The 14,573-nt window shown below is 51.3% G+C and carries 14 protein-coding genes; 8 read left to right on the top strand and 6 right to left on the bottom strand.

The window, feature by feature from the left end; all coding sequences use genetic code 11:
• Positions 1–42 precede the first annotated feature (42 nt).
• Entirely contained in the window at positions 43–963 is a 921-nt protein-coding gene (gene lpxP / locus LY264_RS07375) for a kdo(2)-lipid IV(A) palmitoleoyltransferase (protein ID WP_020996694.1), read from the top strand.
• Positions 964–1,004: 41 nt separating this feature from the next.
• On the opposite strand, the gene LY264_RS07370 is transcribed toward lpxP, so the two are convergent.
• Positions 1,005–1,619 (bottom strand): lysozyme inhibitor LprI family protein, encoded by a 615-nt coding sequence (locus LY264_RS07370; RefSeq protein WP_048224909.1) that lies wholly within the window; start codon positions 1,617–1,619, stop codon positions 1,005–1,007.
• Between the two features lie 343 nt (positions 1,620–1,962).
• Here LY264_RS07370 and ypdK point away from each other — a divergent pair, with 343 nt between their 5' ends.
• Positions 1,963–2,034, top strand: coding sequence for a membrane protein YpdK (gene ypdK / locus LY264_RS07365; protein ID WP_010723117.1), 72 nt, complete (start codon positions 1,963–1,965; stop codon positions 2,032–2,034).
• Between the two features lie 67 nt (positions 2,035–2,101).
• Here ypdK and alaC read toward each other — a convergent pair whose 3' ends face one another.
• On the bottom strand, positions 2,102–3,340 hold the full coding sequence (alaC, locus tag LY264_RS07360) for an alanine transaminase (protein ID WP_048215831.1): 1,239 nt from the start codon (positions 3,338–3,340) through the stop codon (positions 2,102–2,104).
• Positions 3,341–3,727: 387 nt separating this feature from the next.
• Here alaC and LY264_RS07355 point away from each other — a divergent pair, with 387 nt between their 5' ends.
• From LY264_RS07355 to LY264_RS07345, 3 genes are all read left to right on the top strand, one after another.
• Complete coding sequence (locus LY264_RS07355) at positions 3,728–5,425, top strand: sensor histidine kinase (RefSeq protein ID WP_008785387.1); 1,698 nt, start codon at positions 3,728–3,730, stop codon at positions 5,423–5,425.
• 14 nt (positions 5,426–5,439) lie between these two features.
• A complete protein-coding gene (locus tag LY264_RS07350) occupies positions 5,440–6,174 on the top strand; it encodes a LytR/AlgR family response regulator transcription factor (RefSeq protein WP_003834866.1) in 735 nt (244 codons plus the stop codon).
• Between the two features lie 123 nt (positions 6,175–6,297).
• A complete protein-coding gene (locus LY264_RS07345; RefSeq protein ID WP_048224913.1) occupies positions 6,298–7,320 on the top strand; it encodes a hypothetical protein in 1,023 nt (340 codons plus the stop codon).
• 26 nt (positions 7,321–7,346) lie between these two features.
• On the opposite strand, the gene glk is transcribed toward LY264_RS07345, so the two are convergent.
• Complete coding sequence (glk, locus tag LY264_RS07340) at positions 7,347–8,312, bottom strand: glucokinase (protein ID WP_003028256.1); 966 nt, start codon at positions 8,310–8,312, stop codon at positions 7,347–7,349.
• A 204-nt stretch (positions 8,313–8,516) separates the two neighbouring features.
• Here glk and LY264_RS07335 point away from each other — a divergent pair, with 204 nt between their 5' ends.
• Positions 8,517–9,752 (top strand): ion channel protein, encoded by a 1,236-nt coding sequence (locus LY264_RS07335; RefSeq protein WP_032944118.1) that lies wholly within the window; start codon positions 8,517–8,519, stop codon positions 9,750–9,752.
• On the opposite strand, the gene LY264_RS07330 is transcribed toward LY264_RS07335, so the two are convergent.
• A complete protein-coding gene (locus tag LY264_RS07330) occupies positions 9,753–11,405 on the bottom strand; it encodes an alpha-keto acid decarboxylase family protein (RefSeq protein WP_048224916.1) in 1,653 nt (550 codons plus the stop codon).
• 182 nt (positions 11,406–11,587) lie between these two features.
• Between LY264_RS07330 and mgrA the strand changes: the two genes are divergently transcribed.
• Positions 11,588–12,577: an L-glyceraldehyde 3-phosphate reductase gene (gene mgrA / locus LY264_RS07325; protein WP_048224919.1), complete on the top strand. Its 990-nt coding sequence runs from the start codon at positions 11,588–11,590 to the stop codon at positions 12,575–12,577.
• A gap of 137 nt (positions 12,578–12,714) precedes the next feature.
• Entirely contained in the window at positions 12,715–13,041 is a 327-nt protein-coding gene (ypeC, locus tag LY264_RS07320) for a DUF2502 domain-containing protein YpeC (RefSeq protein ID WP_003834889.1), read from the top strand.
• Positions 13,042–13,073: 32 nt separating this feature from the next.
• Here the strand turns inward: ypeC and LY264_RS07315 are convergent, their stop codons facing one another.
• Complete coding sequence (locus tag LY264_RS07315) at positions 13,074–14,312, bottom strand: Nramp family divalent metal transporter (protein WP_003834891.1); 1,239 nt, start codon at positions 14,310–14,312, stop codon at positions 13,074–13,076.
• Complete coding sequence (locus tag LY264_RS25965; protein WP_418219455.1) at positions 14,309–14,383, bottom strand: hypothetical protein; 75 nt, start codon at positions 14,381–14,383, stop codon at positions 14,309–14,311. Before LY264_RS25965 ends, LY264_RS07315 begins: the two co-directional genes overlap by 4 nt.
• Positions 14,384–14,573: the final 190 nt, after the last annotated feature.

Raw genomic sequence — 14,573 nt, 5'->3', positions numbered from 1 at the left:
AATCTTCGCGATACATCTATTTCGTATCAACAACAGGTGCTTATGTTCCCCCAATGTAAATTTTCACGCGCGTTTTTGCATCCGCGCTACTGGCTCACATGGTTTGGTGTTGGTGTGCTCTGGTTACTGGTACAGCTTCCCTATCCCGTATTGTGTTTTCTTGGTACCCGTACAGGAACGCTGGCTCGTCCATTTTTAAAACGCCGTGAATCTATTGCACGTAAAAATCTCGAACTCTGTTTCCCAAATCTGTCACAGGAAGAAAGAGACAAACTGGTCGATGAGAATTTCCGTTCGCTCGGCATGGGGCTGCTTGAAACAGGTATGGCCTGGTTCTGGCCGGACCGCCGGGTGCGCAAATGGTTTGATGTAGAAGGGCTGGACAACCTGAAGCGCGCTCAGATGCAAAATCGTGGCGTGATGGTCGTTGGCGTACACTTTATGTCGCTCGAGTTGGGTGGTCGCGTAATGGGGCTTTGCCAGCCAATGATGGCAACCTATCGCCCGCACAATAATAAGTTGATGGAGTGGATCCAAACCCGCGGTCGTATGCGCTCCAACAAGGCGATGATCGGCAGAAATAATCTGCGTGGTATTGTCGGCGCCCTGAAAAAAGGCGAGGCAGTGTGGTTTGCCCCCGATCAGGACTATGGTCGTAAAGGGAGTTCATTCGCCCCCTTCTTCGCAGTTAAAGACGTGGCGACCACCAACGGTACCTACGTACTGTCACGGTTATCGGGCGCAGCAATGCTGACCGTAACCATGGTGAGAAAAGCAGATAACACCGGTTACCGCCTGTTCATCACCCCAGAAATGGAAGGTTACCCGGCAGATGAAAGCCAGGCTGCGGCGTATATGAACAAAATTATCGAAAAAGAGATCATGCGTGCACCCGAGCAGTATCTCTGGATCCACCGTCGCTTCAAAACTCGCCCGATGGGTGAAGCTTCGTTGTATATCTAAAAAGAAAGGCCGTAAGGCCTTTCTTTTTTTCTGCGGTTGAATTACTTAACGCCCCATTTGCTGTGCAGTTCAGCCATTCGCTCGCTGTAGTTGCGGGCGATGCAGGCTGATTTATCCTGTTCCTTCCAGCACTCGTTACGCCCTTTCACCCAACCGCGCTGCTCTGCTTTCAGCGTCTGGTTATTGCTCGATTTAACCAGCGCCTGCTTGTAGGCCCCGTTTAACGCTAAATCCATTTCTGAGAGCGAAGGACTGTGGCAGATAATCTCTTCGATACTGCCCTTTGCAACCGCAGCGCAGGAAAAAGAGGGTCCAGTGCTGGTCGATTTTTTGGCCCCAGAAAAGTCAATATTATCTTCAGGCAGGCATACCCCGTGCTTTCGATTCGGCCCACTCCAGGAAACGTCCGGATTCCCGTCATCTTTACGAGAAATAGAAACCGTATTGTTCCCGCTTTTGGCTTCCCAGTAATTTTCATTGAAGGCCTTCACCGTCGCCTTCGAGCCATCAATCCAAACATTGCCTTTGCCATCACTATTCACGCCACCAATACTTGCGCAGCTGAAATTAAACGCCAACGGTGAGGCCGCCATCGACGTCAATGGCGTAAAAACGAGTGCTAACATCATTAATCTGGTCATTTTTAACCTTTTCATTATCTCATTTCGCGAAAAATTAACCGCATTAACATCATGGCGATATGAGAATTCTCCGAGTAACCATTACGTCGCTCAATAGCAATTTATTACCGGCAGAAATTAAACTGTCGCCGAATCACGACAGTTGTAAGTTATTAAAATTAAATAAAAAAATGCCTCTTGTCTCTCCTCATTTTTAGGCGTACATTAGCGCCGTCTGGAGCATTAAAGCTCAGAATTCTGAGGTGATGCAGCCAAGCAAATGAGGGGGATTCTCCCTTTCGTTCGCGAGTGCATCAGCTCTATGTCAGGTAAGCATATGTTCATTTAGACGTACCCCAGGTATGCGGAGAGATGAAAAGTGAAATATTTCTTTATGGGCATTTCTTTTATGGTCATCGTTTGGGCCGGTACTTTCGCCCTGATGATCTAAATTAAAAGACGCAGCAAAAAAACAGGAGCCATCAGGCTCCTGTTTTGCATTTTGGGGAAACATTCTATCAGTCGATACTTTCAGAAGCCGGTTTTGCACTGGTCGGTAACAGGCCATCTGCGCGAAACATCGCCTTGATGCCGCGAATAGCCTGGCGGGTACGGTCACGGTTTTCAATCAACGCAAATCGCACATGCGTATCACCATAATCACCAAACCCAATCCCTGGCGAAACGCATACCTTCGCTTCGTTCAGCAGCTTCTTGGCAAACTCAAGTGACCCCATCCCGGCGTATTGCTCTGGAATTTTCGCCCAAACGTACATTGAGGCCTTTGGCATCTCGACCATCCAGCCTGCTTCATGCAGTCCTTTGACCAGCACATCACGACGACGTTTATATTGCTCAGCGATATCCCGCACACATTGCTGATCGCCTTCCAGCGCGGCAATTGCTGCAACCTGCAGTGGCGTAAAGGTCCCGTAATCGTGATAGCTCTTGATTCGCGCCAGCGCGTTCACCAGCGTTTTGTTGCCCACCATAAACCCGATACGCCATCCCGCCATGTTGTAGCTTTTCGACAGGGTGAAAAATTCAACAGCGACGTCGCGAGCGCCGGGTACCTGCATAATCGATGGCGCCTTCCAGCCGTCATAAACAATATCAGCGTAGGCCAGGTCGTGAACCACCAACACGTCATAGCGTTTAGCCAGGGCCACCACTTTCTCAAAGAATTCCAGCTCGACGCACTGCGCGGTCGGGTTGGATGGGAAACCTAAGATCATCATCTTCGGCTTCGGGTAACTTTCGCGTATTGCGCGTTCCAGCTCATTAAAGAAGTCGACCCCCTCAACCAGCGGCACTGAACGCACCTGCGCGCCGGCAATCACCGCGCCATAGATATGGATGGGATAACTTGGGTTGGGCACGAGGACCGTATCACCGTGATCGAGCGTTGCCAGCATCAGGTGCGCCAGCCCCTCTTTGGAACCGATGGTCACAATGGCTTCGGATTCAGGATCGATCTCAACGTCATAGCGTTCCTGGTACCAGCGGGAAATCGCCCGACGCAAACGCGGAATGCCGCGTGAGGTGGAGTAACCGTGAGTATCCGGGCGCTGCGCCACGGTACACAGTTTTTCGACAATGTGAGGAGGCGTGGCTCCATCCGGGTTCCCCATACTGAAATCGATAATATCTTCGCCGCGCCGACGCGCAGCCATCTTCAGTTCAGCGGTGATGTTAAAAACGTACGGGGGAAGGCGATCAATACGCGTAAAGCGACGTTCAGGGCGGGAGTCAGCCATAATATCCTCAGATTAACGTTAGCGCCCGGACCGTCCGAGCGACGCTGCCACGATGGTGGCACGTTTAGAAAATAGCCTGAATAATTTCCTTCTGTCGAGAGGCAAAACAAAATATTTTTTCCTGACGAAAAAGAGGAACAGCTGAGCAAAATGAGGAAATAACCATTTTCACAACCCGCCAAAAATTACCATCATTTAACATTTTGTTGTTAAATACATTACCTTGAACGCAGTGCTCACAGGACAGGTATTGTAAATACAACAATCATGCAACAATCCCCTTTTAATATTATGGTTTTTCCCCATTAGCTCTGAACTGCGGGGATGCTGGTCATCCTGCCTCAGGTTACCTATCATAGTGGTTTAACCCTTGCGCAAGAGTCACCCGTGCACGAAATATTCAATATGCTGCTGGCGGTATTTGACCGGGCAGCACTGATGCTGTTCTGTCTGTTTTTCCTGATTCGTATCCGCCTGTTTCGCGAACTGTTGCACAAGTCAGCCCACTCCCCAAAAGAGCTGCTCGCCGTTACCGCGATTTTCTCCATGTTTGCCCTGTTCAGTACCTGGTCAGGCGTACCGGTAGAAGGTTCTCTGGTCAATGTGCGTATTATCGCGGTCATGTCAGGAGGGATCCTGTTCGGTCCATGGGTTGGCATTATTACGGGGCTGATCGCAGGCACCCACCGTTACCTGATCGATATTGGCGGCGTAACTGCCCTACCCTGCTTTATTACCAGCATTCTGGCTGGCTGCATTGCCGGGTGGATCAACCGTAAGATCCCCAAAGCGCAGCACTGGCGCGCGGGTATTTTAGGCGGAATGCTGTGCGAATCACTGACCATGATCCTCGTCGTCGCCTGGGCACCCACCACCGAACTGGGGCTGGATATTGTCTCAAAAATCGGTATTCCAATGATCCTCGGCAGCGTCTGTATTGGTTTTATCGTGATGCTGGTACAAAGCGTTGAAGGTGAGAAAGAAGCCAGCGCTGCAAAACAGGCCAAGCTGGCGCTGGATATCGCCAACAAAACGCTGCCGCTCTTTCGTCAGGTCAACAGCGAGTCGTTACGCCAGGTGTGCGAAATTATTCGCCACGATATCCACGCTGACGCGGTTGCCATCACCAATACTCAGCACGTTCTGGCCTATGTTGGCGTTGGAGAGATCAACTACCGCGATAACGATGACTTCGTCAGTCCCACCACGCAGGAGGCCATAAATCACGGTAAAATCATCATAAAAAACAATGATGAAGCGCATCGCACCCCGGAAATTCACTCCATGCTGGTGATCCCGCTTTGGGAGAAAGGCGTCGTGACCGGCACGCTGAAGATCTACTACTGTCACGCTCATCAAATCACTTCCTCGTTACAGGAAATGGCGATCGGTCTGTCGCAAATCATCTCCACCCAGCTTGAAGTCTCCCGCGCAGAGCAACTACGAGAAATGGCAAATAAGGCAGAGCTACGCGCACTGCAAAGCAAAATAAATCCCCATTTTCTGTTTAATGCCCTGAACGCGATTTCATCGTCGGTGCGGCTTAACCCGGACACCGCACGTCAGCTCATTTTTAATTTGTCGCGCTATCTTCGCTATAATATTGAATTAAAAGACGATGAGCAGATCGACATTAAGAAAGAGCTGTATCAAATCAAGGATTACATCACCATCGAACAGGCTCGCTTTGGCGACAAGCTGACCGTTATTTATGATATCGATGAAGAGGTAAGCTGTTTTATCCCCAGCCTGCTGATTCAGCCGTTGGTCGAGAACGCTATCGTCCATGGGATCCAGCCCTGCAAAGGGAAAGGTGTGGTCACCATCAGCGTTGCGGAGTGCGGCAACCGGGTACGGATTGCCGTACGAGATACGGGTCATGGTATCGACCCAAAAGTGATTGAACGGGTCGAGTCCAATGAAATGCCGGGCAATAAAATTGGTCTGTTGAATGTGCACCATCGCGTTAAGCTGCTCTACGGTGAGGGATTACATATCCGCCGTCTGGAGCCAGGCACAGAGATTGCCTTTTATGTACCTAATGTGCACTCGCCCGCAGCCGCGCCAACTACATTATTGCTTTAACCAGGAGTGAAGTCGTGAAAGTCATCATTGTTGAAGATGAATTCCTGGCCCAACAGGAACTGAGCTGGCTGATAAAAGAGCACAGCCAGATGGAGATTGTCGGCACGTTTGACGATGGTCTGGACGTGCTGAAATATCTCCAGCACAACCGCGTTGACGCCATTTTTCTGGATATTAATATTCCCTCGTTGGACGGCGTATTGCTGGCACAAAATATCAGCCAGTTCGCGCATAAACCCTTTATTGTGTTTATTACCGCATGGAAAGAGCATGCTGTTGAAGCCTTCGAACTGGAAGCTTTTGACTACATTCTGAAGCCGTACCAGGAATCACGCATTGTCAGTATGCTGCAAAAGCTAGAAGCCGCCTGGCAGCAACAGCAAACGGGAACGTCTCCTGTAAGTCCGGTGGCCCGCGAAAACGATACGATCAACCTGATCAAAGATGAGCGGATCATCGTGACCCCAATCAACGACATCTACTACGCTGAAGCGCATGAAAAGATGACGTTCGTCTATACGCGACGAGAATCATACGTCATGCCGATGAACATCAGCGAATTTTGCAGCAAACTGCCGGCTTCGCATTTCTTCCGCTGCCACCGCTCGTTCTGCGTAAATCTGAATAAAATCCGCGAGATCGAACCCTGGTTTAACAACACTTATATTCTGCGTTTAAAGGATCTGGAATTTGAAATCCCGGTTAGTCGGAGCAAAGTGAAAGAATTCAGACAATTAATGCATTTATAGTGCTGAAAAAGCGTGACGAATGGAGAGTACAGCGCGCGCTTTCAGTCGTTTCCGCGACTAACAGGATAGCGGAACTAAGTTTGTAGTATATTGGTCGTCACTCTATTTTTTACAGGTGATGTCATGGCAAAGCTGAGCGAAAAATATCAACGTACATATCTACGCGAATACGCAAAAGAAGCGGAAAAAAATGCCCTGATATGGATAAGTACGGACGATTATTTAGCTGAGTGCCTGGATATTCATGAACAATGCCATCTGGATTATTCACTGCAACAACAGCTGAGTTCATGGCTTTTTATGCTGCGCATGAAGCGCAGCCCGGATTTATTAGGATATAAAACCGCGATACAGTCAAATAATATGGAATCTCTGCACTTATCCCTGCGACAGTCTGCGATGATTAAACATGTGACGCAGGGTGTGGACTCAGGCTGCGATCACAGTATTAATGTATGGACGACACTGGAGATTCTTGCCGCGGGTTTATTTGACCGAGTACCGCTCTTATTGCCTGAAAAATTGGGCATGAGTGATAACGGTCACCCTGTTAACCTGGCCATGACGAATTTAATGATGGCGGTGTGGTACAAACGTGCAGACTTTGCAGTGGATGCCAGAAAAAGAGCGCAAAAGGTACTGGCCGCGAAGCAGACAGCAAGCGATATGTTCATCCTCCGCTACCTGATGGCGCTCCTGGATGAGGATGTGACAGAAGCAGGGACACAACTCGATTTATATTGTAAAAGCGTATCTGCATTGAGAGAACCGGGACTCACTAAGCTCCATAAAATGTTCTGGCCATACGCGCACGGGTTATACAACATGGCTTATATTGTATTGGGCAAAGATAAAGCCAGCGCGATGCCAAAACCAACCGCAGAGTGTTTCATGGACGATCTGGCGGAATGGCAAAATAAAAATAACTATCGCCATGGCCCGCTATTTGTTGAATACCCTAAACCAATTGACCTTATTAACACCCTGATCTCATGCACGCCGCCAGAATGTTGTTTGCATCAACCCTATCTGGATACCGATAAAAAATATAAAAACACAAGATACCTGCATGCCGATTTATTTGAACAACAGATGATCAAGATAATTTTAGAAAATATGAACAGCCAGAACGACAAGGCCGGATAAGCGCTGAGCGCCATCCGGCCCTGACCTTACAAAATGTGGCCCAGCGTCTGACGTAAATGCGCACCAGCGCCAAGTAGTCCTGGATTATCGTGCACGATCAGATACACCGGAATATCCTGCACGTAGGCTTTAAAACGACCTTTATCTTCAAAACCACCGCGGAAGCCCGACGCTTTAAAAAAGTCGAGGAAGCGCGGCACAATGCCGCCGGCGATGTACACACCGCCAAATGTGCCCAGCGTTAATGCCAGATCGCCACCAAAACGTCCCATGATGACGCAGAACAGCGACAGCGCACGACGACAGTCAATGCAGGAATCTTCCAGCGCCCGTGCGGTGATATCCTTCGGCTGCAGATTTTCCGGCAGGCGTCCGTCAGATTTAACGATCGCGCGATACAGATTCACCAGTCCCGGACCCGACAGCACGCGTTCTGCGGACACGTGACCTATTTCCGCGCGCAGAACCTCAAGGATAATTCCCTCTTCCTCGCTGTTAGGCGCAAAATCCACGTGGCCGCCTTCACCAGGGAGGCTTACCCAGCGTTTATCCACGTGGACCAGATGCGCCACGCCGAGCCCGGTTCCTGCGCCATAAACAGCAATAGGTTTACCTTCAACAGGTTCCGCGCCACCAAACTGGATTAAATGCTCTTTTTTCAGCATCGGGATCGCCATCGACACAGCGGTGAAATCATTGATGATTTCCAGATGGCTGAAGCCCAGGTTTTTTTTCATCTCAGCAATAGAGAACGCCCAGGTATGGTTGGTCATTGCCACCCAGTCGCCGGTTATCGGACAGGCAATGGCAATACAACCATCTTCAACGCTAACGCTATGCTCATCCAGGTACACGCGCACCACCGCCTCCAGACTTGGATAATCCAACCCGGAATAGGTTTTTGCCTGCGAAATCTCGCCACTGGCAATATCGCACAGAGCAAGACGCGCGTTGGTGCCGCCAACATCCCCTACTAAAGCATATTTTGTCATTCTTCCACTGCTCCGCTAAAGTCAGAATAAATCTTTGCCACACTGTAAATTCATGGGGACATAACAACAACGGTCTGAAGGCTGATGCCCGTGGAAAATCGATCCAGATCACACAATTACTTTATCGTTTCAGCACCATTTGCAGCGATGTCGTCAGGCAGGCTGTGCAAACTATGTCTATGACTCTGTTTTAAGGAATAGAAAATGCTCCATCCGCGAGCCAGAACGATGCTCTTGCTATCAACCCCAGCGCTAATCATTGGCATAGCGTCCAGCCTGGTGTTGATCGTTGTGATGAAAGTGGCTTCCGTTTTACAGCAGTTTTTGTGGGAACGTCTGCCTGTTAGCATCGGTATAGCCCAGGACTCTCCGGTCTGGATTATCGGTATGCTGACACTCACGGGGATCATGGTCGGGTTAGTTATCCGTTACAGCCATGGCCACGCAGGCCCGGATCCGGCCTGTGAACCGTTAATTGGTATGCCGGTGCCAACGTCAGCAATACCGGGCCTGCTGGCAGCGCTAATCCTCGGCCTCGCGGGTGGCGTCAGTCTGGGTCCGGAACACCCCATCATGACCGTGAATATCGCACTGGCAGTGGCACTTGGTAGCCGCATGTTTCCGCGCATTGCGAAGCTGGACTGGACCATTCTCGCCTCTGCCGGCACCATCGGCGCGCTATTTGGTACCCCCGTTGCCGCCGCGCTGATATTTTCGCAAACGCTAAATAGCTCAAACGATGTGCCCTTGTGGGATCGCCTGTTTGCACCGTTAATGGCCGCCGCCGCGGGTTCGCTAACCACCAGCCTGTTTTTTCACCCCCATTTTTCACTGCCCATCGCGCACTACACGCAGATGCACTTGATCGATATCCTCAGCGGCGCGGTTGTTGCTGCCATCGCCATTGCCGCTGGGATGGTTGCCGTCTGGTGTCTGCCGCGTTTGCACCATTTAATGCATCGATTAAGACACCCGGTGCTGATCCTCGGGGCAGGCGGTTTTATCCTTGGTATTTTGGGTGTTATCGGCGGGCCGCTTACCTTGTTTAAGGGACTGGACGAAATGCAGCAAATGGCGTTTAGCCAAACGCTGGGGACATCAGATTATTTCATGCTCGCCGTGATCAAACTAACGGCATTGGTGGTAGCAGCGGCGAGTGGTTTTCGCGGCGGACGAATCTTCCCGGCGGTATTCGTTGGCGTCGCGCTTGGCCTGATGCTGCACGCCCATGTTGAAGCTGTGCCGGCTGCCATCACGGTTTCTTGCTCTATTCTCGGGCTGGTGCTGGTCGTCACCCGTGACGCCTGGCTGAGCCTGTTTATGGCAGCAGTGGTGGTGCCAGATTCCACCCTGCTGCCGCTGCTGTGCATCGTCATGCTGCCCGCCTGGCTGCTGCTGGCAGGCAAACCGATGATGGTCGCTGAGCGCCCTGATAAATAGCTATCCGCCGTTGCGAGATTCCAGCGCACGGGTCACCGTGCGCAATAATTCAGGAAGATCGGCTTTCGGTAGCACCACCTCAATTAACGACAGTCGTTGCGGATGGGACAACCGGGCCAGCACCTCTTCCAGCTGTACCGCCAGCTTCACCCGCCAACATTCTGCCTGACATTCACGACTAAACGCCTGCGGCACCGACGTCCAGCTCCAGGCGGCGATGTCGTTATAGCGCTGATTTGCCCCATGTATGGCCCGCTCCACGGTATAACCGTCATTGTTGAGCAGTAAAATAACCGGCGATTGCCCGTCTCTGAGCATGGAGCCCAGCTCCTGAATGGTGAGCTGCGCCGCGCCATCACCAATAATCAGGATCACCCGACGGTCCGGACAGGCCGTTTGCGCACCGAATGCCGCCGGGAGCGCGTAGCCGATAGATCCCCACAACGGTTGAACCAGTACTTCCGCCCCGCAAGGTAGTGAGAGCGCAGCCGCGCCAAAGGCGGCGGTTCCCTGATCGACGAGGATAATGTCATCAGGCTTCAGAAACTGCTGCACCGTGTGCCAGAAGTTTTCCTGCGTCAGTGGGCCCTTCTCAACCTGAACACGCCTAATTGGCGGACGTTCTGGCGGTAGAGAAAACGACATTTCCAGGCACAACTCACGTAATGTGGTGACCGCCTGCTCCATCGGGATGTTAAACCAGTGGGATCCAATTCGTGACGCATGGGGCTGAACGTCAATGGTGCGATCCTGCGGTAGCTGTTGTGTAAACCCAGCAGTGAGGGTGTCGACAAATTGTGTGCCGACACACATTATCGTATCGGCATCTTCTATCGCCTGACGTACATAATCGCTGCTGGCTCCAGCGCTGTACGTGCCAACAAACGCCGGGTGACGCTCATCAAACAGTCCTTTGCCCATCAACAACGTGGCATGAGCCATCGGCGTTTCCGCCATCCAGCGCTGTAAAACCGGCTGCAGGCCAAAACGCAGCGCGAGGAAGTCGGCCAGCAACGCTACGCGTGGGCTGTCCAGCAATCGTTCACGGGCATGGTAGCGAAACGCCTCTATCACGCTGCTTTCCGGCTCGCTCAGAGGAACAATCATAATATCATTCGGTGGCGTAGCAGGCTGTTTAGCCACATCAGCAGGCAGCATCAGATAGCCCGGCCTGCGCTCGCTGAGCATCATTCGCAACACACGGTCAATTTCATAGCAGGCATTTTGTTCATCCAGTATCGCGCTGGCCGTTGTTACTGCCTGCTGCATGCGGTAAAAATGCTGAAAGTCACCGTCACCCAAAGTGTGATGCATCAACTCTCCGCGACGCTGCGCGCCGCGACAGGGTGCGCCGACAATATGCAAAACAGGAACATATTCCGCGAAGCTACCCGCGATACCGTTAATTGCGCTTAACTCGCCCACACCAAACGTGGTGAGCAACGCCCCTACCCCGGATACCCGGGCATAGCCATCTGCCGCATAAGCCGCATTCAATTCATTCGCACACCCGACCCAACATACGTTGGGATGTTCAATCACGTGGTCAAGAAACTGCAAATTATAATCGCCCGGCACACCAAAGAGATGGCCGACGCCACAGCCTGCCAGCCTGTCCAGCAGATAATCAGCAACGGAATACGGGGTTTGCATGACAGCTATCCTTCTGACGGTAACCTCATGTTGAGTATCGAAGAACTGTGATGACTGTCCAGGAAAGTCGCTGTGAAAGGGTGGAAAGCAGGATTTACAGTTTTGGCGGTTAAAATTCATTGAAGAATCGACGGTGTAACCGTATACACTGAAAGACACACGCATTGTGGAAGGGAGGTGACATGGTTTATCACGCAGATGAAAATCGTTATCAGACAATGGAGTACCGCCGCTGCGGTCAAAGCGGCCTTAAGCTCCCGATTGTCTCTCTGGGTTTGTGGCACAATTTTGGCGATACCACGCAGGTCGAGAACAGTCGCGCATTGTTACAGCGCGCATTCGATCTGGGGATTAACCATTTTGATCTGGCAAATAACTATGGTCCACCGCCGGGTTCGGCAGAACGGAATTTTGGTCGGATCCTGCAGGAAGATTTTTTACCGTGGCGAGATGAGCTTATTATCTCCACAAAAGCGGGCTACACCATGTGGGAAGGTCCCTACGGTGACTGGGGTTCACGCAAATATCTGATTGCCAGTCTCGATCAAAGCCTGAAGCGTCTGGGGCTGGAGTATGTCGATATCTTCTACCACCATCGCCCCGACCCTGAAACACCGCTCAGAGAAACCATGCGCGCGCTGGATCACATCGTCCGTCAGGGCAAAGCGCTGTACGTCGGGTTGTCTAACTATCCAGCAGATCTTGCCAGGCAGGCGATTGAAATACTCGACGATTTAGGTACGCCATGCCTTATTCACCAGCCCAAATATTCCATGTTTGAACGTTGGGTCGAAGGCGGCTTGCTGTCGCTATTACAGGAAAAAGGTGTCGGCAGTATCGCCTTCTCACCGCTGGCTGGCGGACAGTTAACCGACCGCTATCTGAACGGCATTCCTGCGGATTCTCGTGCGGCAAGCACCAGTCGCTTTCTGAATCCGGACCAGATCACTCCACAAAAACTGGAAAAAGTGCGGGCGCTGAATGTGCTGGCAGAACGACGCGGGCAAAAGCTTTCCCAAATGGCGCTAGCATGGGTGTTACGGGATGACAAAGTCACGTCCGTGCTGATTGGCGCGAGTAAACCAGCACAAATTGAAGACGCTGTCGGTATGCTGGCAAACCGTCACTTTACGTCTGAAGAGTGCGCGCAGATTGATGCTATCCTGAGTTGATTGAAATAAAGACACATTTATTAACAAAAAGTGCTCTCACTTGCGATTTAAGAGTTAAGGCGATGAAACGGGGCTTTACTGCCCCGTAATATTACGTTAACAGGCCGGCTACGGCTCGATCGTGAAGGAGAGAAAACATGTTCAGGTCACTGATTCTGGCGGCAGTCTTATTGGCTTTTACACCGCTGGCCGCGAACGCTGGCGAAATCACCCTGCTGCCATCAATAAAGTTACAAATTGGCGATCGCGATAACTACGGTAACTACTGGGATGGCGGCCGCTGGCGCGACCGGGATTACTGGCACCATAACTATGAGTGGCGCAAAAATCGCTGGTGGCGTCATGACAACGGCTACCATCGTGGCTGGGACAAACGCAAAGCTTATGAGCGTGGTTATCGTGAAGGCTGGAACGATCGTGACGACCACCGCGGTCGCGGGCGTGGCCACAAACATCATCATTAATGTAACAAAAGGGCCAACGGGCCCTTTTGTTTTTACAAACCGAGTGCGGTTCCTACCAACAACCAGATATTGAGCGCCACCACCAGCACAACAATCACCCAGCCTACCTGTTTTACCCATCGGGTATTGACCAAATCGCCCATCAGCTGACTGTTGCTGGTGAAGATCAGTAGCGGCACCAGCGCCAGCGCAATACCAAAACTGAGCAACACCTGGCTCATCACCAGAATACGCGTCGGATCTAATCCCATCAGAATCACAATAAATGATGGCATCATGGTGACGGTACGGCGTACCCAAAGCGGAATGTGAAAGCGGATAAACCCTTGCATCACCACCTGCCCGGCCAACGTACCGACCACGGTAGAAGAAAGTCCCGCAGCCACCAGGCTTAAACCGAATACCGTCGCCGCAGCGTGACTCAACAGCGGTTCAAGTGTCAGATACGCTTGATCGAGATCGGCAATACCGGTATGCCCGCTAAAGTGAAATGCAGCGGCAGCCGTCGCCATCATCGCCAGATTGACAAATCCAGCAATCGTCATGGCGATTGCCACATCCCATTTCGTGGCCGCATAGCGCTGTTGACGTGTTCCGCCGTGCAGATGCTGAGTTAAGGAAGAGTGCAGATAAATGACGTGTGGCATGATAGTCGCGCCGAGCACCCCGGCTGCCAGGAACACCGCTTCGGAATTAGGCAGGCTCGGGATAACCATTCCCTTGCTAAGTTGCGCGAAGTTCGGCTGGGAAAAGATCAGTTCCACAATGTAAGCCGCAGCCACAAACAGCAGCAAGCCGCCAATCACTTTTTCCAGCGGTTTTTGCCCACGGCGCTGCAACATCAGAATCAAAAAAGTCGCGATACCGGTGAGCACGGCCCCCTGCAATAACGACACGCCGAGGATCAATTTGAAACCAATCGCGGCACCAATGAATTCAGCAAGGTCTGTCGCCATGGCGATAATTTCGGCCTGCACCCAGTAGAACCACACCACCGGACGAGGATAGTGATCGCGAATTTGCTCCGCCAGGTTTTTACCCGTGGCAATACCCAGCTTTGCCGACAGCACCTGAATCAGCATCGCCATCAGATTTGCCCAGACCACCACCCACAACAATTTATAGCCAAAGCTGGCCCCTGCCTGGATGTTGGTGGCGAAGTTGCCCGGATCGATGTAGCCGATCGCCGCGATGAACGCAGGTCCCATTAATGCGAGCTTCAACTTGCGCGCTGCCCGTCCACTGCTACTCTCAACGCGATCGTTAGTCATTTTAGTGCCTCAGAAACATAGCCTTTGCTATGTTTCAAGCTACGCCTATTGAGAATGATTATCAAATTCATTTTAATGGGTGAAGTTGATTTCTCTGATAGTGTTTGTCTATGGATCGATAAGGATTCTGGAAATACCGGTGAGATGTTTAATTATTGTTATGAGATTAGCACAATGACATAACTTTTCACTTCCATACTAAACATAACAGAAGTGTATCACCGATCACTAATTTTGAATCTCGTCACAGGTCCTTATTAT

Source organism: Citrobacter portucalensis (assembly GCF_023374935.1).
Lineage (GTDB): Bacteria > Pseudomonadota > Gammaproteobacteria > Enterobacterales > Enterobacteriaceae > Citrobacter > Citrobacter portucalensis.
The sequence above is the reverse complement of the archived record's forward strand: the minus strand, read 5'-3'. Positions and strand labels throughout refer to the sequence as shown.

Excerpts from the sequence above, each read along its gene's own strand:
- lpxP (WP_020996694.1), top strand. The coding sequence starts at position 43 with ATGTTCCCCCAATGTAAATTTTCACGCGCGTTTTTGCATCCGCGCTAC.
- LY264_RS07370 (WP_048224909.1), bottom strand. The coding sequence starts at position 1,619 with ATGAAAAGGTTAAAAATGACCAGATTAATGATGTTAGCACTCGTTTTT.
- alaC (WP_048215831.1), bottom strand. The coding sequence starts at position 3,340 with ATGGCTGACTCCCGCCCTGAACGTCGCTTTACGCGTATTGATCGCCTT.
- LY264_RS07345 (WP_048224913.1), top strand. The coding sequence starts at position 6,298 with ATGGCAAAGCTGAGCGAAAAATATCAACGTACATATCTACGCGAATAC.
- glk (WP_003028256.1), bottom strand. The coding sequence starts at position 8,312 with ATGACAAAATATGCTTTAGTAGGGGATGTTGGCGGCACCAACGCGCGT.
- LY264_RS07335 (WP_032944118.1), top strand. The coding sequence starts at position 8,517 with ATGCTCCATCCGCGAGCCAGAACGATGCTCTTGCTATCAACCCCAGCG.
- LY264_RS07330 (WP_048224916.1), bottom strand. The coding sequence starts at position 11,405 with ATGCAAACCCCGTATTCCGTTGCTGATTATCTGCTGGACAGGCTGGCA.
- mgrA (WP_048224919.1), top strand. The coding sequence starts at position 11,588 with ATGGTTTATCACGCAGATGAAAATCGTTATCAGACAATGGAGTACCGC.
- ypeC (WP_003834889.1), top strand. The coding sequence starts at position 12,715 with ATGTTCAGGTCACTGATTCTGGCGGCAGTCTTATTGGCTTTTACACCG.
- LY264_RS07315 (WP_003834891.1), bottom strand. The coding sequence starts at position 14,312 with ATGACTAACGATCGCGTTGAGAGTAGCAGTGGACGGGCAGCGCGCAAG.